Origin of the sequence: Klebsiella sp. JN_Kp121, assembly GCF_040062145.1 — a bacterium.
In the GTDB taxonomy this organism is placed as follows: Bacteria; Pseudomonadota; Gammaproteobacteria; order Enterobacterales; family Enterobacteriaceae; genus Klebsiella; species Klebsiella aerogenes.
In genome coordinates this window covers 1-24,766 of the sequence record NZ_JBEAHX010000008.1, presented here as the reverse complement: position 1 = coordinate 24,766, position 24,766 = coordinate 1, and the positions used below count along the sequence as shown (strand labels likewise).

Sequence of the window (24,766 nt, the reverse complement as noted above, 5' to 3'; positions counted from 1 at the left end):
TCACAGCTTTACAAAATTACTAACGATATCCACCAGATAATCGCATTTAAAAGCAAAAAAAACACTGAATGCTAAAACATCAAAAAATGCTATTATCCGCTACCTTAATATAGGTACCTGAGTTTAAAGGATGGGGACATTTTATGGATCAAGCTGGGATTATTCGCGATCTCCTGAGCTGGCTGGAAGGTCACCTGGATCAGCCCCTCTCGTTGGATAATGTGGCGGCGAAGGCAGGTTATTCCAAGTGGCATTTGCAACGTATGTTTAAAGACGTCACGGGTCAAGCTATCGGTGCCTATATTCGCGCACGTCGCCTGTCAAAATCCGCCGTTGCGCTACGCCTGACCGCACGTCCGATCCTCGACATCGCGCTACAGTACCGCTTCGATTCTCAGCAGACGTTTACCCGCGCCTTTAAAAAACAGTTTAACCTGACCCCCGCGCTCTATCGCCGTTCTGCGGACTGGAGCTCGTTTGGGATGCGTCCGCCGCTGCGCCTCGGTGAATTTACCATGCCGACGCATGAATTCGTGACCCTGAGCACCACGCAACTGGTCGGCGTGACCCAAAGCTATACCTGTAAGCTGGAAGAGATTTCTGAATTCCGTAACCAGATGCGCGTTCAGTTCTGGCGCGAATTCCTCGGTAACGCGCCCAGCATTCCGCCGACGCTGTACGGCCTGCATGAACCGCGTCCAAGCCTGGAAAAAGATGACGAGCAGGAGGTGTTCTACACCACCGCGCTGACGCCAGAGCTGGCGAACGGCCACCTGCATAATTCCCATCCGGTGATTCTGGAAGGCGGCGAGTACGTGATGTTCACCTACGAAGGGTTAGGTACCGGGCTGCAGGAGTTTATCCTGACGGTGTACGGCACCTGTATGCCGATGCTCAACCTCACCCGCCGTAAGGGCCTGGATATTGAACGCTTCTATCCGGAAGATGATAACCGGAACCAGGCCACGCCAATTCAGCTGCGCTGCGAGTACCTGATTCCGATTCGTCGCTAACGCTGCAGTTCGTCCATCGCGGGGGCATCGAGATGCGAAACGTCCCCCGCAGTCTCCACCACCCATCCTGACGCCAGCCACGGGCTCTGCTGGTAATCAACACGTGAAATCGAACAGTTGCGCAGGCGCAAACGACGCTCCGCATAAGCAGGCAGTCCGAGGATCGTGCTCACCAGACAGCCCAGCGCCATCCCATGACTCACCAGCAGCGGCCGGCTCCCTGGCGGTAACTCCAGACAGGATGATAGCGCCGCGCGCATACGCTCGCTCAGCTCCTGCATGGATTCGCCCTGCGGAATGCGGCCATCCGGCGTACCGTTGACCAGCTGACGGCGCCAGCCCTCCTCTTCTTCGCTAAGCGAGTCGATATGTCGCTTCTCCAGCACCCCCATATCCAGTTCGCGCAGGCGTGAATCGGTGACCACGCCGCAACCGCAGGCTTCGGCGATAATTTCTGCCGTGCGGCGGGTACGGCCGAGGTCGCTGGCGATAATATGGGTAATCCCCAGCGTTCTGGCGCGCTCGCCAACCTGCCATGCCTGGCGCTCACCGTGAGCGGTCAGCGGACTATCGGACTGGCCTTGAATACGTCGCTCGGCGTTCCACTGCGTTTCACCGTGGCGAACAAGGTATACCTGTAACATGCTTATTTTCCGTTCTGAACCCTTCATCATTCAACGAGCAGCGCGATCGGCTGCCGCCAGAGTGATTTAGAGTATACTGCGATGACGTTAATTAATTCTGAGTTGTTTTGATTATGCACCATGTTGTCTCAGCTACCACTAATCCCGCCAAAATTCAGGCAATTCTGCAGGCTTTTAACGAGATCTTCGGCGAAGGATCCTGCCATATTGAGTCCGTCGCCGTCGAGAGCGGCGTGCCGGAACAACCCTTCGGCAGCGAGGAAACGCGGGCTGGCGCACGAAATCGCGTCGCTAATGCCCGGATCGCACAGCCGGAAGCCGATTTTTGGGTGGCGATCGAAGCCGGGATCGACGAAGGCAGCACCTTCAGTTGGGTAGTGATTGAGAGCCGGCAGCAGCGTGGCGAAGCGCGCTCGGCGACCCTGCCGCTGCCGGAGGCGATCCTTGCGCAGGTTCGCGCCGGAGAAGCGCTGGGGCCGGTCATGTCGCAACATACCGGGATCGACCAGATAGGCCGCAAAGAGGGCGCTATCGGCGTCTTTACCGCGGGTAAGCTGACGCGCAGCAGCGTCTACCATCAGGCGGTAGTACTGGCGCTCAGCCCATTCCATAACGCTATTTATCGTTAAGCAGCGTCTGTTCCAGCCACTGGCGTAGCTCTACCGGCGCGGATTTCAGGCTATTTGAGCCGCGAGTAATCGTAGCAATACCGGCGCCGAGTTCGTTTTTCAGCTCGCGCTGGCTCATCTCGCCGCGCAGCAGCTCTTCAATAATACGCACCCGGGTGCCCAGCGCTTCGCGCTCGTCGGGCGTCAGCATCAGCTGCAGTAACGGCAGGTGAAGATCCTCGTCGTAGGCCTGCTGCAGTAGCGCCACAAAGCGCAGCCACTCCTGATGACGTTGTTCGGCCACGGCCGCTGAATAGGGAGATTGTTGGGTCATGTTACGTCGCCATGTTGAGACGGGCAGCCAGGCTGCCCGTCGAATGTACTCATCAACGAGTACAAAGAATAACATACTTACGGACGATCAGTAACGCTGTTGCCATTCGGCGTCGCTCAGCAAGTTATCCTGCTTGCCCATAAAGTAGCGGTAATAGGCATCGTAAGAGAGGACGTTTTTTACGTACCCGCGGGTTTCCGAGAACGGAATACTCTCGACAAATGCCACCGCATCGATGCGCCCGGCGCTATTGCCCTGCCAGGTGCGTACGCGTCCTGGCCCGGCGTTATAGGCGGCGGAAGCGTAAATGCGGTTATTGCCGAACTGCTGGTAGACGTACTGCAGGTAGCTGGTACCAATGTTGATATTGGTTTCCGGATCCAGCAGCTGAGACGGGCCGCTATAACCAGGAATGCTGAACATGCTGACGGTATGCGTCGCCGTGCCCGGCATAATCTGCATCAAGCCGCTGGCGCCGACCGGTGAACGCACTTTCGGGTTCCAGGCGCTTTCCTGACGCGCAATCGCCATCGCGTAGCTCTGCGGAATATCTTTGCCGCTAATGTAACGTGCGAACAGATCGTTGTACGCCAGCGGGAAGCGCTCTTCCAGTTGATCCCACAATTTACCCGCGATCGTCGCCTGCACGCTGAGATCCCACCAGTGTTGATCAAACGCGTAACGCGCCAGCTGCGCCTGCTGCGATTTGGTCCGGCTGCTCACCAGGTTCGCCCATTCGCTGCGCGCGGTGTTGTCCATGTTCCAGTACATCAGCTCGCGAACGCGCGCCATCTCCGGGCCAGAGGCCAGCGCCGGGTCAATAGTGCCGGAGGCTTTATCAATGCGGAAGGTGTACTCTTCGCCCAGACGTTGAGCGGCAACCATCGGATAGAAGCCGCGCTGCTGCATCAGCGAATGCAGGATCGTCTTCGCTTCGTCATCGCGCCCGCGCTCCAGCAGCAGATCCGCCTGCCAGTAGCGCCACTCGTCTTTTTCTTTCGCCTCCATCGGCAGACGCGCCAGCCAGGTGTTCAGCCCATGACGATCGCCGTTGCCGAGCGCCATACGTACCCGGCGTTCCACCAGCGAGGTTGATTGCGAACGCATGATGGCGTCATCGCGCCACTCCGCCTGCGCTTCGGTCACATCGGTGCCCATCAGGCGCCAGGCGACAATATCGCGCAGCTCCTGGGTTTGATCCTCATTCAACTGCTGCGCCTGCACCAGCGACGGGATCATCAGACGAGCGTTTTCTACATCCTGACGCGCGACGCTGGCAAAAGCGACCGCCGCCATCTGGCGGGTAAAGTCAGTGGCCCCGGTGGTGCGGGCAAAGGTCATCACGCTATTGGGATCGTTGGCTAACGCCACCACCGCCGAAGCGATGCTCTGATAGTTTGACGGCATCTGTTGAGCAAGCACGCGGACCAGACTGGTATTGCCCGCCTTCATCGCCAGACGAATTCGTTCGAGATAGGCCAGCGGATCCTGCTGCCCGGAATCGCGCCACGCGCTGAACAGCGGATCGCAGGCATTTGGCTGGCTCTTGCCGGTTAGCCACAGCTCTTTCGCCCCGCTCCAGGCTTCCTGCGATTGGCCGACGCTGAGTTTGGCGTAGTAGTAGTTACACTGCGCTTCGGTTGTCGCCGGTTTATCCGGGCTGAACGCCAGTAAGCCGCGCCAGTCGGTGCGCCGCGCCAGCTCATTAACAAAGCGTGATTTCAGCGAACGCGCCGCCGGTAGGGTCGGGTTCGCCGCAATGAAATTAGTGACCACCAGCGGCGGCTGGTTCATCAGGTCATCGGTAATTTGTCGATATTGCAGGTAGGGATACAGCGGATAGCTGCTGAGCGTGGGCATCAACTGGTTGACGACATCCATCTGGCGGTTGTCCCACGCCTGTTTAATTTGAGCATAGCGGCTGCGCTGTTCATCCAGTGAATCCGCATGCGCCAGCTGGCTTAGCGTCAGCAGACTCACGCCGGCAGCCAGAAGACGCCATGCCGTAGTTTTGGCTTTTTCCACAAGCTCTTCCTCTAGTTTGGTGCATCACCGCGGCATCGTGCCGCTTCAAAAAATTCAGGTATTGCTTAGTTATGCTAATCAGACAACTGAAAACATGCCATGTCCTGAACATTTTTTTACGCTTCTGTGAATCCTGTCGCCTCGCTGGGATTACCGCGCGAAAAAGGCTACACTTCGCCTTTGAACTATCTATCAGAATAGAAAGAGGCGAAGTCCAACGTGGCTCAATTCGTTTATACCATGCATCGTGTCGGCAAAGTGGTTCCGCCGAAACGTCATATTTTGAAAAATATCTCCCTCAGTTTCTTCCCTGGCGCGAAAATCGGTGTTCTCGGTCTGAACGGCGCCGGTAAATCTACCCTGCTGCGCATCATGGCCGGTATCGACACCGAGATCGAAGGTGAAGCGCGCCCGCAGCCCGGCATCAAAATCGGCTATCTGCCGCAGGAGCCGCAGCTGAATCCGGAGCACACCGTGCGCGAATCCGTTGAAGAAGCGGTCGCCGAAGTGGTTAACGCGCTGAAAGGCCTGGACGAAGTTTATGCCAAATACGCCGAGCCGGATGCCGACTTCGATAAGCTTGCCGCGCAACAGGGCAAGTTCGAAGAGATCATCCAGGCGCACGACGGCCATAACCTGAACGTACAGCTGGAGCGTGCGGCTGATGCCCTGCGCCTGCCGGACTGGGATGCGAAAATCGCCAATCTTTCCGGTGGTGAACGCCGCCGCGTCGCGCTGTGCCGTCTGCTGCTGGAAAAACCAGACATGCTGCTGCTCGACGAACCGACTAACCACCTCGACGCCGAATCCGTCGCCTGGCTGGAACGCTTCCTGCACGATTTCGAAGGCACCGTGGTAGCGATTACCCACGACCGTTACTTCCTCGATAACGTCGCCGGTTGGATCCTCGAACTTGACCGCGGCGAAGGTATTCCGTGGGAAGGCAACTACTCCTCCTGGCTGGAGCAGAAAGATCAGCGTCTGGCGCAGGAAGCTTCTCAGGAAGCTGCACGCCGCAAATCTATCGAGAAAGAACTCGAGTGGGTTCGCCAGGGCGCGAAAGGCCGTCAGTCTAAGGGTAAAGCCCGTCTGGCGCGCTTTGAAGAGCTTAACAACGTCGAATACCAGAAACGTAACGAGACCAACGAACTGTTCATTCCGCCAGGAGCGCGTCTGGGCGATAAAGTTCTGGAAGCCAGCAATCTGCGCAAATCTTACGGCGACCGCGTACTGATTGACGATCTGAGCTTCTCCGTACCGAAAGGCGCTATCGTCGGTATCATCGGTCCGAACGGCGCGGGTAAATCCACCCTGTTCCGCATGATGTCCGGCCAGGAACAGCCTGATTCCGGCACCATCACGCTGGGTGAAACCGTTAAACTGGCTTCCGTCGATCAGTTCCGCGACGCGATGGACAACAGCAAAACCGTTTGGGAAGAAGTGTCCGGCGGCCTGGATATCATGAAGATCGGCAACACCGAGATGCCGAGCCGCGCCTACGTTGGCCGCTTTAACTTCAAAGGCGTCGACCAGGGCAAACGCGTTGGCGAACTGTCCGGCGGTGAGCGTGGTCGTCTGCACCTGGCGAAGCTGTTGCAGGTCGGCGGTAACGTCCTGCTGCTCGATGAACCAACCAACGACCTGGATATCGAAACCCTGCGCGCACTGGAAAACGCCCTGCTGGAGTTCCCGGGTTGCGCCATGGTTATCTCGCACGACCGCTGGTTCCTTGACCGTATCGCGACCCACATTCTGGATTACCAGGATGAAGGTAAAGTTGAGTTCTTCGAAGGTAACTTTACCGAGTACGAAGAGTACAAGAAACGCACCCTCGGCGCCGATGCGCTGGAGCCGAAGCGTATCAAGTACAAACGCATTGCCAAGTAATCTGTAAGTGCCGGATGGCGCTACGCTTATCCGGCCTACTAGGCGTGTAGCACTTGTAGGCCGGATAAGGCGTTCACGCCGCCATCCGGCAAAAAGCCTACCCCTGCTCGCCCATCAACTGCTTCACCAGCTCAACGCAGCGCAGGAACCGGGCGTCGTAGTCCGACTCTTCCACGTGGACAAATTCGATGTCGTTTTCTTTCAGCAGCGACACCAGCAGCGTCTGAAACTCTTTGCGGTCTACCGAACTACCGAGGCTACGCAGCCCATCGGCTACCCACGGCGTGTTGTTTTCCAGCAGGATCACCAGATCAAAGCGATATTCATCGATTAACGCCTGCACGAACGGATGTTCGCGGCCCTCGTACTTCAGACAGAAGGCCTGAGTGCTGACGAAGTCGGTATCGATAAACGCCACCTTATTGGCGTATTTCACCGCGAAATCAATGTACTGTGCGTGCCCCAGCGCGATTTTATCGTAATCGGAATACTGCAACGCCATTTCATCGCCGCCGAGGTGTGAAAAGACGTAATCGCGGCCATATTCCCAGGCGCTGGTAGTATTGAAGATATTGGCGAGCTTATTCACCAGCGTCGATTTACCGCTCGACTCGCCGCCGAGGATCGCCACCGTACGCACAAAAAACGGTTTTACCTCAGTCGGAATATATTCCCAATAGCGGAACGGATTTTCGCGGATCTGGCCGCCGCTGATACTCATGAAGGTTCGCTTCGGATCGATAAGCACGGTTTCGATCCCCAGATGCTCCAGATACTGCGGCGCATCGGCCTCTTCCGAGGTATAAATCCAGTTTGGCTCGATTCCCTTTTCACTCATGAAGGCGCGGATCCCACGGCTCCAGACATCCCAGCCGTGCGGGTACGGCTCCATCCCCTCTTCATTGAAGGCATGGATGCGAATGTTTTTTTGATATTTAAAGGTTTGCAGCAGCCAGCGCAGACGATCGGGAACCGTCGGCTGTTGCGACATGGCACTCTCCTCGAACAGCTCGCGGTCACGAGTGTCGTCATAGCCCATGATGATATGAAGCTCATCGACTTGGCTACAGGCGCGCTGAATCAGGTAAATATGCCCGGTATGCAGCGGATAAAATTTACCAAAAACCACCCCGACGCTTTTTTGTTTGCGCGGGAATTCAAGGCCGAGAAAGCGGTGTAACGCTTCGAGTTTCTGGGCGCTCGGGCTTTTGATTTTCGCGTTTAATAGCTGACTGAGATAACCTTTGGTCATCCCGCTGGCTTCCGCCACCTGCTGCAGCGTACAACCCTTTTGCTTAATGGCGTTTTTCAGATAGTCGAATGACGACATAGTTTATGCGTGCCTCCTGCAAACTCGGGTTTGCTACCCGTCATACCCTAAAGTATGACGGGTATCATTATAAGTCGTCAAAAACGCTCAGCGCATCGGCCAGTTTTTTCACGCCAAAGATTTGCATCCCTTCCGGCGCTTTTTTGGGCACATTGGCCGCTGGTACGATGGCGCGACGGAACCCATGTTTCGCCGCCTCGGAAATGCGCTCCTGGCCGCTTGGCACCGGGCGAATTTCACCGGCTAATCCGACTTCGCCAAAAACCACCAGATCCTGCGGCAACGGACGATCGCGCAGGCTCGAGACCATCGCCAGCAGCAGCGCCAGGTCGGCGCTGGTTTCAGTGACTTTGACCCCGCCAACCACGTTGACGAAGACGTCCTGATCGGCCATCTGCAGGCCGCCATGACGGTGCAGCACCGCCAGAAGGATCGCCAGACGGTTCTGTTCCAGGCCTACCGCTACGCGACGCGGATTAGACATCATCGAGTGATCGACCAGCGCCTGAATCTCAACCAGCAGCGGGCGGGTGCCTTCCCATACCACCATGACCGAGCTGCCGGAGGTGACTTCATCGCCGCGGCTGAGGAAGATGGCGGAGGGGTTGCTGACTTCGCGCAGGCCCTGCTCGGTCATCGCAAAGACGCCAAGTTCGTTGACCGCGCCAAAGCGGTTTTTATGGCTGCGCAACGTGCGGAAACGGGAATCGGCATCGCCGTCCAGCAGCACCGAGCAGTCAATACAGTGTTCCAGTACTTTCGGACCGGCCAGCGAGCCATCTTTGGTGACGTGGCCGACCATCACAATCGCCACGCCGCGAGTTTTGGCAAAGCGCGTCAAATAGGCCGCAGTTTCACGTACCTGGGCCACGCTCCCCGGCGACGACTGGACATCAGCCATATGCATCACCTGGATGGAGTCGATGACCATCAGCTGCGGCTTTTCTTCATCGGCAATCTGGCAAATTTGCTCGATGCTGGTCTCCGAGAGCATATTCAGATTCGCCGTCGGCAGCCCGAGACGATGCGCGCGCATCGCTACCTGCTGCAGGGATTCTTCCCCGGTGACGTACAGCGTTTTCATCCCTTCGGCCAGCTTACAAAGAGTTTGCAGCAGCAGCGTCGATTTCCCGGCGCCGGGGTTACCGCCGATCAGAATGGCGCTGCCCGGCACGACGCCGCCGCCGAGTACGCGGTCGAACTCTTTAAATCCGGTGGAGAAACGCGGCAGCGCCTCCAGGCTTATCTCCGACAGCTTCTGTACCTTCGACACGCCGGCATTCCCGGCGTAGCCTGACAGACGCTCGTTTCTCGCCACCTGCGGCGAGGCGGCGATGCGCATCTCGGTGATGGTGTTCCAGGCATGGCAGGCGCTGCACTGCCCCTGCCAGCGCGGATAATCCGCACCACATTCATTACAGACAAATGCGCGTTTTGGAGCTTTCGCCACGTTAACCTCTTACTTTTGATTCATGCTGCCGGAGAGAATACAGAATACCCCCATCAGGTCAGCGTGGCGGATGGTGACTTCCGCCTGTTCATTGACTTTTGGTTTCGCATGATAGGCAATGCCGAGACCTGCCGCCTTGATCATCGGCAGGTCGTTGGCGCCATCGCCAATCGCCACGGTTTGCGCCGACGGAATTTCATATTTTTCCGCCAGTTTACGCAGAGTATTGGCTTTATATTTGGCGTCGACGATGTCGCCGATCACGTTGCCGGTGAGCTTGCCGTCCATAATTTCCAGCTCGTTGGCGAATACCGCGTCGAGATGCAGCTTATCGCGCAGATATTCGGCAAAGAAGGTAAAGCCGCCGGAGGCGATGGCCACCTTCCAGCCCAGCGTTTCCAGCTTCAGCACCAGTTGGGTCAGCCCCGGCATCAGCGGCAGCGCTTCCCGCACCTGCAGCAGAATGTTCGCGTCGGCGTCTTTCAGAGTGGCGACGCGCTGGCGCAGGCTGGCGGTGAAGTCGAGCTCGCCGCGCATCGCGCGCTCGGTCACTTCCGAGACCAGTTCGCCGGTGCCGGCAAGCTTAGCGATTTCATCGATACATTCGATCTGAATCGCCGTGGAATCCATATCCATCACCAGCAGGCCCGGCGTGCGCAGATGTGGGATTTTGCCCAGCGGCGCGACGTCCAGCCCGGCCTCGTGGGCCAGGCGCGTGGCGCGCTGCGTCAGCGAACCCGCCAGGCGAATCACCTGATAGTCTTCCACGACCCAGGAAGAGACGATAACCAGCGCCGCGCCGAGCTCGCGCTGCCACGCCGTCAGCCGACGTTTATCGAGACCGCGACCATACAGCAGCCAGCCGCTGCGCCCGGCGTGATAATCCAGCGGCATGACCTCGTCGCCGCTCAGGGAAAGCGGCAACCCAGGCCACAAGGAAACATCTTCGGGCAGGTCGCACCAGGTCAAACTGTTAGGCATTACGGCTCCACATCTCTTCATTCAGGCGAGGAAAATAACGCATGAGGCTACCTTGTAACCAGCGCTTCTGGCAACATTAAGCTGCAAATTTTCAAAGGTGGAATATGGTACGAGCAAAACTGAAATTCCGACTGCATCGCGCCGTCATTGTTCTGATCTGTCTCGCGCTTCTCGTCGCGCTGATGCAGGGCGCCTCGTGGTTCAGTCAGAATAGCCAAAAGCAGCGTAATCCGCAGTTGGAAGAGCTGGCGCGAACGCTGGCGCAGCAGGTTACGCTGAACCTGGCGCCGCTGATGCGCAGCGAAACGCCCGACGAAAAGCGCATTACCCGCCTGCTAGAACAGCTGACGGACAAAAGCCGGGTGCTCGATGCCGGAGTATATGATGAACAAGGCGATTTGGTGGCCCGCTCCGGCGAAAGCGTCGATGTGCGCGACCGCCTGGCGCTGGATGGTAAAAAAGCCGGCGGCTACTTTAACCAGCAAATCGTCGAGCCGATCCTCGGCAAAAACGGTCCGGTCGGCTATCTGCGCCTGACGCTGGATACCCACACGTTGGCCACCGAGGCGAAACAGGTGGATAATACCACCAATATCTTACGCCTGATGCTGCTGTTGTCGCTGGCCATCGGCGTGGTGCTGACCCGTACGTTGCTGCAGGGCAAACGTACCCGCTGGCAGCAATCGCCCTTCCTGCTCACCGCCAATAAGCCCGTCCAGGACGAAGATAAAGATTAATCAGACAAGGATATCCTATGCCGACGCTCCGCCTGTTGCTCTCCGACTCCTACGACCCCTGGTTTAACCTCGCGGTCGAGGAGTGTATTTTCCGCCAGATGCCAGCCACCCAACGAGTGCTGTTTCTGTGGCGCAACGCTGACACCGTGGTGATTGGCCGCGCGCAGAACCCGTGGAAGGAGTGCAATACCCGGCGCATGGAAGAAGATAACGTACGGCTGGCCCGGCGCAGCAGCGGCGGCGGCGCGGTATTCCACGACCTCGGCAATACCTGCTTTACCTTTATGGCGGGCAAACCGGAATACGACAAAACCGTTTCTACCGCTATCGTGCTGGCGGCGTTGAATTCGCTTGGCGTGACCGCCGAGGCTTCCGGGCGCAACGATCTGGTCGTGAAAACCGACAATGGCGACCGCAAGGTGTCTGGCTCCGCCTATCGCGAAACGATGGACCGCGGTTTTCATCACGGCACTCTGCTGCTAAACGCCGACTTAAGCCGTCTCGCCAACTATCTTAATCCGGACAAAAAAAAGCTGCAGGCCAAGGGCATTACCTCGGTACGCGGGCGCGTAGCGAACCTGGTTGAACTCCTGCCGGGCATTACCCATCAGCAGATTTGCGAAGCCATTCAGGAGGCATTTTTCAGCCATTACGGCGAACGGGTAGAGGCGGAAGTCATTTCGCCGGACAACACGCCGGATCTGCCGAATTTTGCCGAGACCTTCGCCCGCCAGAGCAGCTGGGAGTGGAACTTTGGCCAGGCGCCCGCGTTCTCCCATCTGCTGGATGAGCGCTTTCGCTGGGGCGGCGTCGAGCTGCATTTTGACGTCGAGAAGGGCCATATCACCCGCGCCCAGGCTTTTACCGATAGCCTGAACCCGGCGCCGCTGGAGGCGCTGGCGGCACGCTTAGTGGGTTGTCAGTATCGGGCGGAAGTCCTGCAGCAGCAATGTGAGGCGTTGATTAGAGATTACCCTGAGCAGGAAGCGGAACTGAAAGAACTGTCGGCGTGGCTGGCCGGCGCGGTGCGCTAATAAAAAAGCCCGCTGCGCTTAGCGGGCCTGGAAACCGTAGGCCGGGTCAGGCGAAGCCGCCACCCGGCACAACAGGTCTTACTCTTTATCACCCAGCAGTACGGATTCCAGCGCGATTTTGATCATATCGTTGAAGGTGGTCTGACGCTCAGCGGCAGTGGTCTGCTCGTGAGTGCGGATATGATCGGAAACGGTGCAGATGGTCAGCGCTTTCGCACCGAACTCAGCCGCTACGCCATAAATGCCGGCCGCTTCCATTTCCACGCCCAGGATGCCGTATTTTTCCATCACGTCGAACATAGACGGATCCGGCGTATAGAACAGATCAGCGGAGAAGATGTTGCCAACGCGCGCGTCAACGCCCAGCGCCTTCGCCGCGTCTACCGCGTTACGCACCATGCCGAAATCGGCAATCGCCGCGAAGTCGTGGTCTTTGAAGCGCAGACGGTTGACTTTAGAGTCGGTGCACGCGCCCATGCCGATAACCACATCACGCAGTTTGACATCTTCACGTACCGCACCGCAGGAGCCGACGCGGATGATTTTCTTCACGCCGAAATCGGTGATCAGCTCTTTAGTGTAGATAGAGCAGGATGGGATCCCCATACCGTGGCCCATCACGGAGATTTTGCGGCCTTTGTAGGTACCGGTGAAGCCCAGCATGCCGCGCACGTTGTTCACTTCACGCACGTCTTCGAGGAAGGTTTCTGCAATGTGCTTCGCGCGCAGCGGGTCGCCCGGCATCAAAACTACGTCAGCAAAATCGCCCATTTCTGCGTTAATGTGTGGGGTGGCCATCGTTTTATCCTTATATAAATTGTTCGGGCCTGATGGCGGCTACGCCTTGTCAGGCCTACAAAACGTATTCAAATACCCTAAGGATTTCGCGTTGTAGGAAGGCGACGAATTCGTGAATCCCCGGGAGCATAGATTAACTATGTGACCGGGGTGAGCGAATGAAGTCAACGCATCTACAGCGCGAAAGACAACGGGTATCACAGCATGTTTTTACCGTATTCCATTGGCGACGTACCAAAGTATGTCGCCAGCGTCTGGCCGATATCGGCGAAAGTTTCGCGGTGGCCTAACGAACCCGGCTTCACTTTCGGGCCGTACACCAGCACCGGAATGTGTTCGCGGGTGTGGTCGGTACCGGTCCAGGTCGGGTCGCAGCCGTGGTCGGCGGTGAGGATCAGAATGTCGTCTTCCCCAACCAGCTCCATCAGCTCCGGCAGACGACGGTCGAACAGCTCCAGACCCGCCGCGTAGCCAGCGACGTCGCGACGGTGGCCCCAGGAGGAGTCAAAATCGACGAAGTTAGTGAAGACGATAGTCTCGTCGCCCGCTTCCTTCATCTCTTTGATGGTCGCGTCGAACAACGCGTCCAGCCCGGTGGCTTTCACTTTCTTAGTGATGCCGCAGTTGGCGTAGATGTCGGCGATTTTACCCACGGAAACCACGTGGCCGTTTTTCTCGTCGACCAGCTTCTGCAGCACGGTCGGCGCCGGCGGTTCGACCGCCAGATCGTGACGGTTACCGGTACGCTGGAAGTTACCGGCTTTGTCGCCAACAAACGGACGAGCAATCACGCGGCCAATGTTATACCCGCCTTCGGTCAGCTCTTCACGGGCGATTTCGCACAGCTCATAGAGCTTGTCGAGGCCGAAAGTCTCTTCGTGACAGGCGATCTGGAACACCGAGTCAGCAGAGGTATAGAAAATCGGTTTCCCGGTTTTCATATGCTCTTCACCCAGTTGGTCCAGAATCACGGTACCGGAAGAGTGGCAATTGCCGAGATAGCCCGGCAGGTTCGCGCGCTTAACCAGTTTATCCAGCAGTTCCTGCGGGAAGCTGTTCTCGTGATCGCTGAAGTAGCCCCAGTCAAACAGCACCGGCACGCCGGCGATTTCCCAGTGGCCAGACGGCGTATCTTTACCAGAAGAGAGTTCATGCGCCCAGGCATAGGCGCCAACGACTTCGGCATTACCGTCCATACCGGCGGCAATTTTACCGGTAGAACCTTCATGCGCTTTCACCAGACCCAGACGGGTCAGGTTAGGTAAATTCAACGGGCCTTTACGACCATTGTCAGCTTCACCTTTGGCGCAGGCTTCTGCAATGTGGCCCAGGGTATCGGCGCCAACATCGCCAAAGCGGTCAGCGTCTTCCGTTGCGCCAATCCCAAAGGAGTCCAGCACCATAATAAATGCACGTTTCATCTTGTTCTCCATACATCATGCGCTGCAAAAAAGCGATCAGATCAGTATATCGCTACTTGGTGATACGGCGATAGACCGTCGGTGTAATTTCTGGGGCGTGGGCGTCCAGTTTTATTGCCGCTTTCACGGCTTTGGCCGCTTCCTGCCAGCTCGATTCATCTTTCGCATGAATCACCGCCAGCGGACGTTCGCCATCAACTTTATCGCCAAGGCGCGCCATATCGGTAAAGCCAACGCTGTAGTCAATAGTATCGGAAGCCTGGCGACGACCGCCGCCCATCGACACCACCGCCATCCCCAGCGCACGGGTATCCATTTCAGAGACAAATCCGGCGCCTTCAGCATAGACCGCTTTGCTCAGCATTGCCGTCGGCAGGTATTTCGCATAGTTTTCGACAAAGTCGCTCGGCCCCTTCTGCGCCGCCACCATGCGGCCAAAGACTTCCGCCGCTTTACCGTTATCCAGCACCGCCTGCAATTTCGCGCGCGCCTCGGCGTCATCCGCCGCCAGCTTGCCGGAAATCAGCATTTCCACGCACAGCGCCATGGTGACGTCGTACAGGCGCGGGTTGCGGTATTCGCCGGTCAGGAACTGTACCGCTTCGCGAACTTCAACGGCGTTACCCGCGCTGGAGGCCAGCACCTGGTTCATATCCGTTAACAGTGCGGTCGTGCGCACGCCGGCACCGTTGGAGACGCCAACGATCGCTTCGGCAAGCGCTTCTGAAAGCTCATAAGTCGGCATAAAGGCGCCGCTGCCGACTTTAACGTCCATCACCAGCGCGTCCAGACCTTCCGCCAGTTTCTTGGCCAGAATAGACGCGGTAATCAGCGGGATGGAATCCACCGTCGCGGTAATATCGCGGGTGGCATAGAAACGTTTGTCAGCCGGCGCGAGCGAGCTGGTCTGCCCGATAATCGCCACGCCGACATCTTTAATAATTTCGCGGAAACGCGCGTCGTCCGGGAAAATATCAAAACCCGGGATCGCTTCCAGTTTATCAAGCGTACCGCCGGTATGGCCGAGACCACGCCCGGAGATCATCGGTACGTAACCGCCGCAGGCGGCAACCATTGGCCCCAGCATCAGCGAGGTGACGTCACCCACGCCGCCGGTCGAGTGTTTATCGACAATCGGGCCGTTGAGGTTAAGGCTTTTCCAGTCGAGAACGGTTCCTGAATCCCGCATCGCCATGGTCAGCGAGACACGTTCCGGCATAGACATATCATGGAAGAAGATGGTCATCGCCAGCGCGGCGATCTGTCCTTCAGAGATAGTATTATCGCGGATACCGTTGATGAAAAAGCGAATTTCTTCATCGCTTAATACATGACCATCACGTTTTTTACGAATAATTTCTTGTGCGAGAAACACGGTAACCTCCCAAATAGTATAAATTGCCGGATGGCGGCGCGAGCGCCTTATCCGGCCTACAGGCATCCATTCGTAGGCCGGATAAGCACAGCACCATCCGGCGTATCAAGGGATTAGTAGCTGCTGGCGCTCTTACCGTCGCCGTGACCCAGGACTTTCAGCAGGCTAGCCAACAGGCTGGATGCGCCGAAACGGTAGTGACGGGAATCTGCCCAGTCGGCGCCGAACAGTTCATCAGCAATCGCCAGGAACTGTTGCGCATCTTCCGCGCTGCGCACGCCGCCGGCAGGTTTAAAGCCAACGGTTTTCTCAACGCCCATATCGCGGATCACTTCCATCATGATGCGCGCGCTTTCTGGCGTCGCATTCACCGGCACTTTACCGGTAGAAGTTTTGATGAAATCCGCGCCCGCTTTAATAGAGATTTCAGACGCCTTACGAATCAGCGCTTCTTCTTTCAGTTCGCCGGTTTCGATGATCACTTTCAGCAGCACATTCGCCGCCGCACAGGCTTCTTTACAGGCTTTCACCAGATCAAAACCCACCTGCTCGTTACCCGCGATCAGCGCGCGGTACGGGAAAACCACATCCACTTCATCCGCGCCATAAGCGATTGCCGCGCGGGTTTCCGCCAGCGCGATGTCGATATCGTCATTACCATGCGGGAAGTTAGTCACCGTCGCGATGCGGATATCCGGCGTCCCCTGTTCGTTCAGCGTCTTACGGGCAATCGGGATAAAACGCGGGTAGATGCAGACCGCAGCGGTATTGCCCACCGGCGTTTTCGCCTGATGACACAGGGCGATCACCTTCTCATTGGTGTCGTCATCGTTCAGGGTGGTCAGATCCATCAGTTTCAACGCGCGCAGGCTGCTTGCTTTCAAATCAGTCATTTCATACTCCGACGGCGTATTGCCGGTTCAATAGTTTGTTCACCTTGCGAGCCTGTTACTATTGTAACAACCGCTCGCCATTACACTTCGACATTCATCACAGTTAATGAAAACTAATTACTAATTTGCATTACTGTAACGTGATAAAAATCACAATTAACCAGCAATTCCCGCCAGCCTCACCGTCATCTCCTGTTTAAGCATAATCGGCAAACCGAAGTTCATGGTGATGTTATTATTCTAACATATCAAAACGAGTTATCTCGACGTCATGGCGCACAAATTGTGCAAATCCTGGCCATAAATATACTTTCTGATTGAAACTTAATGGATTTTATATTTATAAAAAATGATGGGATTGTCACACCCGACCAGAACCGGGGACGACGTTGTCCAGTATGTGGGTCGTTAGAGGGTTAGCGCGGTAAAGAGGTTTTTGGTATTCGCCAGTAGTGCCGCTTCAATTTCCTGCGCCGGTTCCGCGCGCAGTTCACAGAGCGAGTCAAAGACGCGGGCCGCCTGTTCCGGGCGGTTCGGCTGTCCCTGAAAACCATTCAGCGGCATATCCGGAGCATCGGTTTCCAGCAGCAGCGAAGAAAGCGGCAGACGCGCCATAACATCGCGAGTTTTGCTGGCGCGGGGATAGGTAATGGTACCGCCAACGCCAATCTTATAGCCCAGCTGTACAAAACGTTCCGCCTGCTGCAGGCTGCCGGCAAAACCATGCACCACCCCGGCGCGCGGCAGGTTATGTTTTTTTAGCAACATCGCCAGCTTATCGTGGGTGCGGCGCGAATGCAGGATCACCGGCAAATCGTAACGCTTTGCCAGCCGCAATTGCGCTTCCAGCAGCGCCTGTTGGCGATCGTATTGCGGATCGTCGCGGTAGAGATCGAGGCCAATCTCCCCGACGGCCACGAGTTTCGGATGACGCTGTGCAAGATAGCTTTCCAGTTGCGCTAACCCACGGTCATCATGCTGTTCGATAACAATGGGATGCATCCCTAACGCGGCATACAGCGGCTCGTGTTGCTCCGCCAGCGCCAGCACGCGAGCAAAGCGCGCGGCGGATATCGACGGCACGATTATGCGCCCAACGCCGGCCTGCGCCGCCCGTGCGATACTCGCCGGTTCATCCTCTGTAAATGGGGGAAAATCGAAATGACAGTGGGTATCAATAAAGCGTAACGTCACGCCAGATCCTCGTTATTAAAGCTGGGGTCATTAGCCTGCGGCGCGGTGATAATCGCCTGTTGCGGCGTTTCGTTAGCTACCGGCAGCGGCGGCACCACCACCGGCGTCGGCATTGCCACACGCGGCGCATGGCGTAACAGCGGCGGTTGCTCGGTCAGCAGTTTCCCTACCGTGGCGAGGAAGTAGCGGCCGCACTGGCGTCCGGTTTTATAATCTTCCAGCAGCGCCGGCAGACGGCTGCCAAGCGCCATACTGCGCAGCGGCCGCTGCGGATAGATTTCGAATATCCGCAGTTTACCCGGCGGTTTTTCAATAAACTGCTGCGTCGCGCGATAGGTGGTTTCGTGGTGCTGTACCAGATTCACAAACGGCTGCAAACTGCTTTCCCCCAGCCAGCGCTCCATCCGTTTAAACCACTGCGGAGTGTAGAACATCTGCGAAGGGACGGTACGGATAACCACGATAGTCTGCGCGCCGCGGCGCGCCGCCTCCTGCACAGGGATCGCGTCGCTGACGCCGCCATCGAGATAATTCACGCCATCCAGCAGGACACCGCTACGGTAAAAACCTGGAATGGCGCTGGAGGCGCGGATCAGATCAAGCCAGGTCTGGCGGGTGGGGGAAAAATAGTTTGCCGTGTAGTCGTCGCCGCGGCAGGCGCACATCCACAACTCTTTACCCAGCGCGAACTGCTCCTCGGCATAGTTCATCGCCAGCGGCATTTGTTGTGCAGTGGAATCGACCAGCCAATCGAGATCGATAAGATTGCCGCCGCGTACGAAGCGCATCGGGTCAAAAAATTGCCGCGAGGTGGTGTAACGCGTAATGACTTTGCGGGCGTAGCCCTGCTGATTACAGATATAAGCGGAGATATTTTGCGCGCCAGCGGAAGTGCCGAGCATCAGGTCGAAAGGGTTAAATCCAGCGCGCATGAATTCGTCCAGAACCCCGGCTGTGAAAATACCTCTCTGACCACCGCCTTCGCACACCAGAGCCAATTTGCCTGGACGGAAGGGTTTTACCGCTAACGGGGCGATATTGCCCAACGTCACGGGAATGCGCTGCCCCACCCTGCTTTCCTGTTTGTCTATTTTCTGTCATTAAAGTAACGCAAATTGTCGTCCCCTGAAACCGCAAAAGCCAGTCACATTGACTGGCTTTATGTAAGACGTTATGTCATCACTGCGCGGTTATTGATTCACGCCTTTCGGCACATCGCCTCTAGGGTCGTTTTCGCCCGGTAAACAGGCTGACCAGGAAAATGATAATACCGACAACAAAGACGATTTTAGCCGCCCACGCCGCGGTACCCGCCAGACCACCAAAACCCAATGCGGCGGCAATTAACGCGATGATCAGAAAAATAATGCCCCATCTAAACATACTGTTCTCCTTACCATATGATTAACGGTCGCTTTTCTGCGCGCTCAGGCCGCGCATACATCAACCCTGCGTACAACTCGCTCAGCGGTCTCGCCGCTGGCGAATATCTTTTAATAAATACCCTTACTGCACTTTAAGATCGTTTTTCACGCTCTTAACACCGGTAACCGCTTTGGCAATGTCTGCCGCGCGATCGACCTGCTTGCTCGATTCCAGGGTTCCGGAGAGGTGTACCACCCCGTTGCTGGTTTCCACCGTCACCTTACGCGACGGAACGATATCGTCCGCGAGCAGTTTGGCTTTGACTTCGCTGGTGATTGCGGTGTCGCCGGCATAGCCCTTCAGGCTCGCGGATTTTTCACCCGCCACGGTCAGCTTGTCGCTTACCGAACTCACCCCTTCGACGCCTTTCGCCGCGCTAACGGCCTGTGATTTTTGCTCAGCGCTCTCCACCGTTCCGCTTAAGGTCACCACTTTGTTTTCCGTTTTCACCGAGATATCGGTGCTACGGATACTTTTGTCATCGATCAGCGCCGCTTTGACACGGGCGGTGATCGTGCTGTCATCCATAAAATCGCCAACCTTGTTGATCGATTTATCGACGCTTTCTCCGGCGCTGGTCGCGGCGGCCTTCGCGCTATCGGTTGCGGTAGTTTCCGCATAGGTCGAGGCGCTTATCAACGCTGAGCCTAAGAAGAGAGGCAGCAATAGCCTGGCGCTCTTTAGTCTGGTCATTGGTATGCCCTCACGATGTCTGCTTTGGTAAAACACATGGCTATTTATTCAGCCAGGTTTCTGAAAAGTGCTTAATAAATATAGTAGATGAGCGGAGATGCGGCGGAGGGTTTGAATAAAAAAGCTACGATTCGCGCAGATTTAAGAACTTTCTATGGTAAGGAGTGTGGCTGGAAAAACAGGCTGGAGCGCAGCATCGCCGCGCTCCAGAGAGATATTAGTGTTCGCGGGTTTTGCGGAACACCACGTCAGGGTAACGCTCTTGCGTCAGGTTCAGGTTCACCATCGTCGGGGCGATATAGGTCAGATTATCGCCGCCATCCAGCGCCAGCTGAACTTCGTTCTTACGCTTAAACTCTTCGAATTTCTTCACGTCTGTCGATTCAACCCAACGCGCGGTGGCCACGTTGACGGATTCGTAAATCGCTTCAACGTTGTATTCGCTTTTAAGACGCGCTACTACCACGTCAAACTGCAGCACGCCGACGGCGCCAACGATCAGATCGTTATTAGCGATAGGGCGGAAGACCTGTACCGCGCCCTCTTCAGACAGCTGTACCAGCCCTTTCAGCAGCTGTTTCTGCTTCAGCGGATCTTTCAGGCGAATACGACGGAACAGTTCCGGCGCGAAGTTCGGAATACCGGTGAACTTCATCATTTCGCCCTGGGTAAAGGTGTCGCCAATCTGAATGGTGCCGTGGTTATGCAGACCGATAATATCGCCAGGGTAGGCTTCTTCAACGTGCGAGCGATCGCCCGCCATAAAGGTCAGCGCGTCGGAAATCACCACGTCTTTGCCGATACGCACCTGACGCAGCTTCATGCCTTTCTCGTATTTGCCGGAAACCACGCGCATAAAGGCCACGCGGTCGCGGTGTTTCGGGTCCATGTTGGCCTGAATCTTAAACACGAAGCCGGTGAATTTCTCTTCTGTAGCCGTCACTTCACGGGTATCAGTGTTACGCGGCATCGGCGCCGGCGCCCACTCCACCAGACCATCCAGCATATGATCCACGCCGAAGTTGCCTAATGCGGTCCCGAAGAACACCGGAGTAATTTCGCCCGCCAGGAACAGTTCTTTATCGAACTCGTTCGAAGCGCCCTGCACCAGTTCCAGTTCATCGCGCAGCTGCTGCGCCAGATCGTCGCCCACCGCGGCATCGAGTTCAGGGTTATTCAACCCCTTAACCACGCGCACTTCCTGAATGGTGTGCCCTTTACCGGTCTGATAGAGGTAAGTTTCATCTTTATAAAGATGATAAACCCCTTTAAACAGCTTGCCGCAGCCGATAGGCCAGGTAATCGGCGCGCAGCCGATTTTCAGCTCATTTTCAACTTCATCCAGCAATTCCATCGGATCGCGGATATCACGGTCGAGTTTGTTCATAAAGGTGAGGATCGGCGTATCGCGCAGACGGGTAACTTCCATCAGCTTGCGGGTACGATCTTCGACGCCTTTCGCCGCATCGATAACCATCAGACAGCAGTCAACCGCCGTCAGGGTACGGTAAGTATCTTCGGAGAAGTCTTCGTGCCCCGGGGTATCCAGCAGGTTAACCAGGCTGTCATGGTACGGGAACTGCATCACCGAGGTGGTAATCGAGATCCCACGCTGCTTTTCCATTTCCATCCAGTCGGATTTAGCATGCTGGCTGGAACCACGGCCCTTCACGGTACCTGCGGTCTGAATCGCCTGTCCGAACAGCAGCACTTTTTCAGTGATGGTGGTCTTACCGGCATCCGGGTGAGAAATAATGGCAAAAGTGCGGCGTTTAGCCACCTCTTGCAGATAAGGAGACAACGTCATAATTCAATCTTCTAAGTAAACGCGGCAATGGGCCGCGCATGTGGAATACGAAAAATTGCGGCTATTTTACCCATCAATGGGGGGGAGGCAATTAGTGTTTACACAGGAGTTGCTCCAGTTCGCTTAAAGAGGTCACCGTCCAGTCTGGCTGCAGGTCTGCCGGCAGCGTTTGCTGGTGCGCATTCAACCAACAGGTGGCAAGCCCGGCATTGACGCCGCCGCGGATATCCGACTCGGCGGTATCGCCAACCATCAATACCCTGTCGCGCGACGGATTACCCGCTTGCGCCAGCGCGTAATCGAAGATACGCGCATCCGGCTTCGCGACGCCGACTTCCTCAGAAATAATCAGCAAATCAAAGTGATCGCGCAGGCCTGTTCGTTCCAGTCGAGTCTGCTGCAACGAGGTAAAACCGTTGGTGATGATGCCCATTTTTACCTTGCCCTGCAGCGCATTCAGCAGCGATACAGCGCCCGGCAGCGGCGCGCAGATTTCCGCCATCGCATTCATGAAAGCGTCGTTCAGTTCGCCCGGAGGGACGTTCAAACGTTCCGCCCAGCTATCAAAACGCTGATGCTGTAATTGTAGCGAGGTGATGGCGCCGTTTTGATAATCCACCCACAGCGGCTTATTAACGGCCTGATAGTCCTGAAAATCTTTGGCGGTAAATGTCACGCTATAGTCGAGAAACATCCGCTGTAAACCGCTGAAAGAGTCAAACGTAAACAACGTTTCATCGGCATCAAAGAAAATCCAGTCCCATTTCATCGTTTCACCTTGTCTTACATACTGATTGGCAGAGCCATGATAATTGCGTCTTCACGCCCGTCGGCCGTAGGGTAGTAATTGCGGCGGATAGTCGCCTCGTTAAAGCCTAAGCTTTCGTAGAGCGCGATGGCGGCGACATTCGATGCCCGCACCTCCAGCCACAGCGTGACGACGCCGAGTTTTTCGACTTCATCAATAACATGTTCCAGCAGTTCCCGTCCCAGGCCGCGGCGCTGGTAGGCGGGGTCGACGGCGATGTTAAAAAGCGTCGCTTCATCAAGGACAATCTGAGTAATGGCAAATGCCGCCATTTCTCCATCCACTGCCAGTTGGTAATTCAGATAACGTTCACCCTGATTGCTGGCAAAGGTTTGTTCGCTCCACGGAAAAGCGTGGGCGCGTTTTTCGATTTGCCAGGCTTTGGATAAATCAGCCGTGCTGAGGGTAGAAATCGTGTTCATGTGCGCAGATTTGTTGCCAGAGCGCGATGCGAGCCGGCACGCTGCTCTGAAGTTCATCAAAAACGGGCGTCGAGACCTGGGCGCCCGCCAGCGACAGCGGCGTCTCGCAGCCCAGTCGCCAGCTGTTGCAGCGGCTATTTTGCGGCAGCATCGCTACCCGGTCCGGCGTAAGCTGCAGTACCTGATCGGCGCGAATCGAGAGCGCGCGCAGAATATCGCTAATGAGCGGTTCAGTCAGCGACGGCGGGGTTTCCGCCACCATCACCAGACGAATATGTTCAGGAAGCGAGATAGCGATTTCGCCCTGCAACGCCCCCGGGCGACGCAGCGACCACTGGGTAATTCCCAGTTGCTGTAATTGCCAGTCTCGTCGGGAAGTCATAGCGAAACACTCCTGTTAAACAAGCGCGCAATATAGCAAATCCGTCGTATCTGCGCCAACAAACTACTATAATCGGCGCCAGTCTTATTGAAGGAGTGTTTCATGTCAGCTTTTACCCCGGCAAGTGAAGTCTTGCTGCGCCACAGTGATGATTTCGAGTCCGCCCGCGTTCTGTTTGCCGGTGACCTGCAGGATGACCTGCCTGCACGTCTGGATACCGCGGCCAGCCGCGCTCACACCCAACAATTCCACCACTGGCAGGTCCTGAATCGCCAGATGGGCGACAACGTTCGTTTTAGCTTAGTGGCCGAGGCCGCCGACGTCGCCGATTGCGATACCCTGATCTACTACTGGCCGAAGAACAAGCCAGAAGCGCAGTTCCAACTGATGAACCTGCTCTCTCTGCTGCCGGTGGGGATCGATATTTTTGTGATCGGCGAAAACCGCAGCGGCGTACGTAGCGCCGAGCAAATGCTCGCCGAATACGCGCCGCTAAATAAAGTGGATAGCGCCCGCCGCTGCGGTCTCTACCACGGCCGTCTGGAAAAACAGCCCTCCTTCAACGCCGAACAGTACTGGAACGAGTACACGCTCGATAATCTGACCATTAAAACGCTGCCGGGCGTGTTCAGCCGCGACGGCCTCGATGTCGGCAGCCAGCTGCTGCTGTCGACCCTGCAACCGCACACCAAAGGTAAAGTGCTCGATGTCGGCTGCGGCGCCGGGGTGCTTGCCACGGTACTGGCCAGCCATTCACCGAAGGTACGCCTGACGCTATGCGACGTCAGCGCTCCGGCGGTCGAAGCCAGCCGCGCGACGCTTGCCGCGAATGGTTTTGAAGGCGAGGTCTTTGCCAGTAACGTCTTCTCTGAAGTCAACGGCCGTTTTGACATGATCATCTCAAATCCGCCATTCCACGACGGCCTGCAGACCAGTCTTGAAGCGGCGCAGGCGCTGATCCGCGGCGCGGTCCGCCATCTGAACAGCGGCGGCGAACTGCGTATCGTTGCTAACGCCTTCCTGCCGTATCCGCAGGTGCTGGATGAGACGTTTGGCTTCCACGAAGTGATCGCCCAAACCGGCCGTTTCAAAGTTTACCGCACGGTGATGACTCGCCAGGCCAGGAAATAATTTTCTTTTCCCATCGGCGGCATGCTCGACGTGCCGCCAGGCCTTCCCTTCGCTCTGAATAGCCCATTTTTGCAGCAATCGAGAAAACCTGCATAATTAACTATTGACGTGTCGCCGAAAACCACTAGAATGCGCCTCCGTGGTAACGATACTTTTTAGTGTCGATGGTATGCGAAGGTGGCGGAATTGGTAGACGCGCTAGCTTCAGGTGTTAGTGTCCTTACGGACGTGGGGGTTCAAGTCCCCCCCCTCGCACCATAATCCACGTTGATATTGCTCGCACTGGGCGAAGGTGGCGGAATTGGTAGACGCGCTAGCTTCAGGTGTTAGTGTCCTTACGGACGTGGGGGTTCAAGTCCCCCCCCTCGCACCAA

Annotated in this window: 24 protein-coding genes and 2 tRNA genes; 8 read left to right on the top strand and 18 right to left on the bottom strand. The window is 56.5% G+C overall.

The annotated features are described in order from the left end of the window. Positions 1-143: 143 nt before the first annotated feature. On the top strand, positions 144-1,013 hold the full coding sequence (robA, locus tag ABLU86_RS13230; RefSeq protein ID WP_015704329.1) for an MDR efflux pump AcrAB transcriptional activator RobA: 870 nt from the start codon (positions 144-146) through the stop codon (positions 1,011-1,013). Here robA and gpmB read toward each other — a convergent pair. Continuing rightward, positions 1,010-1,657, bottom strand: coding sequence for a 2,3-diphosphoglycerate-dependent phosphoglycerate mutase GpmB (gpmB, locus tag ABLU86_RS13225; RefSeq protein WP_015704328.1), 648 nt, complete (start codon positions 1,655-1,657; stop codon positions 1,010-1,012). The two genes, robA and gpmB, sit on opposite strands and share 4 nt — an antisense overlap. A 113-nt stretch (positions 1,658-1,770) precedes the next feature. Between gpmB and yjjX the strand changes: the two genes are divergently transcribed. Beyond that, positions 1,771-2,286 (top strand): inosine/xanthosine triphosphatase, encoded by a 516-nt coding sequence (gene yjjX, locus ABLU86_RS13220; protein WP_015704327.1) that lies wholly within the window; start codon positions 1,771-1,773, stop codon positions 2,284-2,286. Here the strand turns inward: yjjX and trpR are convergent. Both trpR and sltY read right to left on the bottom strand, forming a co-directional pair. Then, on the bottom strand, positions 2,273-2,599 hold the full coding sequence (trpR, locus tag ABLU86_RS13215; protein ID WP_042892502.1) for a trp operon repressor: 327 nt from the start codon (positions 2,597-2,599) through the stop codon (positions 2,273-2,275). The genes yjjX and trpR overlap by 14 nt on opposite strands. Before the next feature lie 87 nt (positions 2,600-2,686). Then, positions 2,687-4,624 (bottom strand): murein transglycosylase, encoded by a 1,938-nt coding sequence (gene sltY / locus ABLU86_RS13210; protein WP_045365402.1) that lies wholly within the window; start codon positions 4,622-4,624, stop codon positions 2,687-2,689. A 219-nt stretch (positions 4,625-4,843) separates the two neighbouring features. Here sltY and ettA point away from each other — a divergent pair, with 219 nt between their 5' ends. Next, positions 4,844-6,511: an energy-dependent translational throttle protein EttA gene (gene ettA, locus ABLU86_RS13205; RefSeq protein ID WP_348796311.1), complete on the top strand. Its 1,668-nt coding sequence runs from the start codon at positions 4,844-4,846 to the stop codon at positions 6,509-6,511. 97 nt (positions 6,512-6,608) lie between these two features. Here ettA and nadR read toward each other — a convergent pair whose 3' ends face one another. The 3 genes from nadR to serB form a co-directional block, all read right to left on the bottom strand. Then, positions 6,609-7,841: a multifunctional transcriptional regulator/nicotinamide-nucleotide adenylyltransferase/ribosylnicotinamide kinase NadR gene (gene nadR, locus ABLU86_RS13200; protein WP_020079664.1), complete on the bottom strand. Its 1,233-nt coding sequence runs from the start codon at positions 7,839-7,841 to the stop codon at positions 6,609-6,611. Positions 7,842-7,908: 67 nt separating this feature from the next. Beyond that, complete coding sequence (gene radA, locus ABLU86_RS13195) at positions 7,909-9,291, bottom strand: DNA repair protein RadA (RefSeq protein ID WP_015368375.1); 1,383 nt, start codon at positions 9,289-9,291, stop codon at positions 7,909-7,911. A gap of 9 nt (positions 9,292-9,300) precedes the next feature. Next, on the bottom strand, positions 9,301-10,272 hold the full coding sequence (serB, locus tag ABLU86_RS13190; protein WP_015368376.1) for a phosphoserine phosphatase: 972 nt from the start codon (positions 10,270-10,272) through the stop codon (positions 9,301-9,303). 104 nt (positions 10,273-10,376) lie between these two features. On the opposite strand from serB, the gene ABLU86_RS13185 reads away from it, so the two are divergent. Beyond that, on the top strand, positions 10,377-11,009 hold the full coding sequence (locus ABLU86_RS13185) for a YtjB family periplasmic protein (protein WP_015368377.1): 633 nt from the start codon (positions 10,377-10,379) through the stop codon (positions 11,007-11,009). Between the two features lie 17 nt (positions 11,010-11,026). Beyond that, complete coding sequence (lplA, locus tag ABLU86_RS13180) at positions 11,027-12,043, top strand: lipoate--protein ligase LplA (RefSeq protein WP_045365399.1); 1,017 nt, start codon at positions 11,027-11,029, stop codon at positions 12,041-12,043. Between the two features lie 78 nt (positions 12,044-12,121). Here lplA and deoD read toward each other — a convergent pair whose 3' ends face one another. The 12 genes from deoD to ABLU86_RS13120 all read right to left on the bottom strand — a co-directional run bounded on the left by deoD (position 12,122) and on the right by ABLU86_RS13120 (position 23,261). Continuing rightward, on the bottom strand, positions 12,122-12,841 hold the full coding sequence (gene deoD / locus ABLU86_RS13175; RefSeq protein ID WP_002887789.1) for a purine-nucleoside phosphorylase: 720 nt from the start codon (positions 12,839-12,841) through the stop codon (positions 12,122-12,124). 197 nt (positions 12,842-13,038) lie between these two features. Further along, on the bottom strand, positions 13,039-14,262 hold the full coding sequence (deoB, locus tag ABLU86_RS13170; RefSeq protein ID WP_015368379.1) for a phosphopentomutase: 1,224 nt from the start codon (positions 14,260-14,262) through the stop codon (positions 13,039-13,041). Between the two features lie 52 nt (positions 14,263-14,314). Further along, positions 14,315-15,637 (bottom strand): thymidine phosphorylase, encoded by a 1,323-nt coding sequence (gene deoA / locus ABLU86_RS13165; protein ID WP_015368380.1) that lies wholly within the window; start codon positions 15,635-15,637, stop codon positions 14,315-14,317. Between the two features lie 113 nt (positions 15,638-15,750). Then, on the bottom strand, positions 15,751-16,530 hold the full coding sequence (gene deoC / locus ABLU86_RS13160) for a deoxyribose-phosphate aldolase (protein WP_032715973.1): 780 nt from the start codon (positions 16,528-16,530) through the stop codon (positions 15,751-15,753). A 408-nt stretch (positions 16,531-16,938) separates the two neighbouring features. Next, a complete protein-coding gene (locus tag ABLU86_RS13155; protein ID WP_047041260.1) occupies positions 16,939-17,724 on the bottom strand; it encodes a metal-dependent hydrolase in 786 nt (261 codons plus the stop codon). Next, the gene (locus ABLU86_RS13150; protein ID WP_015368383.1) at positions 17,721-18,794 is read right to left on the bottom strand and encodes a patatin family protein; all 1,074 of its coding nucleotides are present in this window, start codon (positions 18,792-18,794) and stop codon (positions 17,721-17,723) included. The genes ABLU86_RS13155 and ABLU86_RS13150 overlap by 4 nt, the downstream gene beginning before the upstream one ends. A gap of 151 nt (positions 18,795-18,945) precedes the next feature. Continuing rightward, on the bottom strand, positions 18,946-19,107 hold the full coding sequence (locus ABLU86_RS13145) for a DUF1328 domain-containing protein (protein WP_015368384.1): 162 nt from the start codon (positions 19,105-19,107) through the stop codon (positions 18,946-18,948). A gap of 123 nt (positions 19,108-19,230) precedes the next feature. After that, positions 19,231-19,842: a molecular chaperone OsmY gene (gene osmY, locus ABLU86_RS13140; RefSeq protein ID WP_020079668.1), complete on the bottom strand. Its 612-nt coding sequence runs from the start codon at positions 19,840-19,842 to the stop codon at positions 19,231-19,233. 217 nt (positions 19,843-20,059) lie between these two features. Beyond that, positions 20,060-21,649: a peptide chain release factor 3 gene (gene prfC / locus ABLU86_RS13135; protein ID WP_015704321.1), complete on the bottom strand. Its 1,590-nt coding sequence runs from the start codon at positions 21,647-21,649 to the stop codon at positions 20,060-20,062. A gap of 91 nt (positions 21,650-21,740) precedes the next feature. Then, positions 21,741-22,418, bottom strand: a complete 678-nt coding sequence (gene yjjG, locus ABLU86_RS13130) for a pyrimidine 5'-nucleotidase (RefSeq protein ID WP_015368388.1) — start codon at positions 22,416-22,418, stop codon at positions 21,741-21,743. 14 nt (positions 22,419-22,432) lie between these two features. After that, positions 22,433-22,879 carry a ribosomal protein S18-alanine N-acetyltransferase gene (gene rimI / locus ABLU86_RS13125; protein WP_015368389.1) on the bottom strand — a complete coding sequence of 149 codons (447 nt, stop codon included), beginning with the start codon at positions 22,877-22,879 and terminating at the stop codon, positions 22,433-22,435. After that, complete coding sequence (locus tag ABLU86_RS13120; protein WP_032715969.1) at positions 22,848-23,261, bottom strand: DNA polymerase III subunit psi; 414 nt, start codon at positions 23,259-23,261, stop codon at positions 22,848-22,850. Before ABLU86_RS13120 ends, rimI begins: the two co-directional genes overlap by 32 nt. 102 nt (positions 23,262-23,363) lie before the next feature. Here ABLU86_RS13120 and rsmC point away from each other — a divergent pair, with 102 nt between their 5' ends. The 3 genes from rsmC (at position 23,364) to ABLU86_RS13105 (ending at position 24,765) form a co-directional block, all read left to right on the top strand. Further along, positions 23,364-24,392: a 16S rRNA (guanine(1207)-N(2))-methyltransferase RsmC gene (rsmC, locus tag ABLU86_RS13115; protein WP_032715968.1), complete on the top strand. Its 1,029-nt coding sequence runs from the start codon at positions 23,364-23,366 to the stop codon at positions 24,390-24,392. Between the two features lie 171 nt (positions 24,393-24,563). Further along, positions 24,564-24,650, top strand: a tRNA-Leu gene (locus tag ABLU86_RS13110). Positions 24,651-24,678: 28 nt separating this feature from the next. Further along, positions 24,679-24,765: transfer RNA gene (locus ABLU86_RS13105), tRNA-Leu, on the top strand. Position 24,766: the final 1 nt, after the last annotated feature.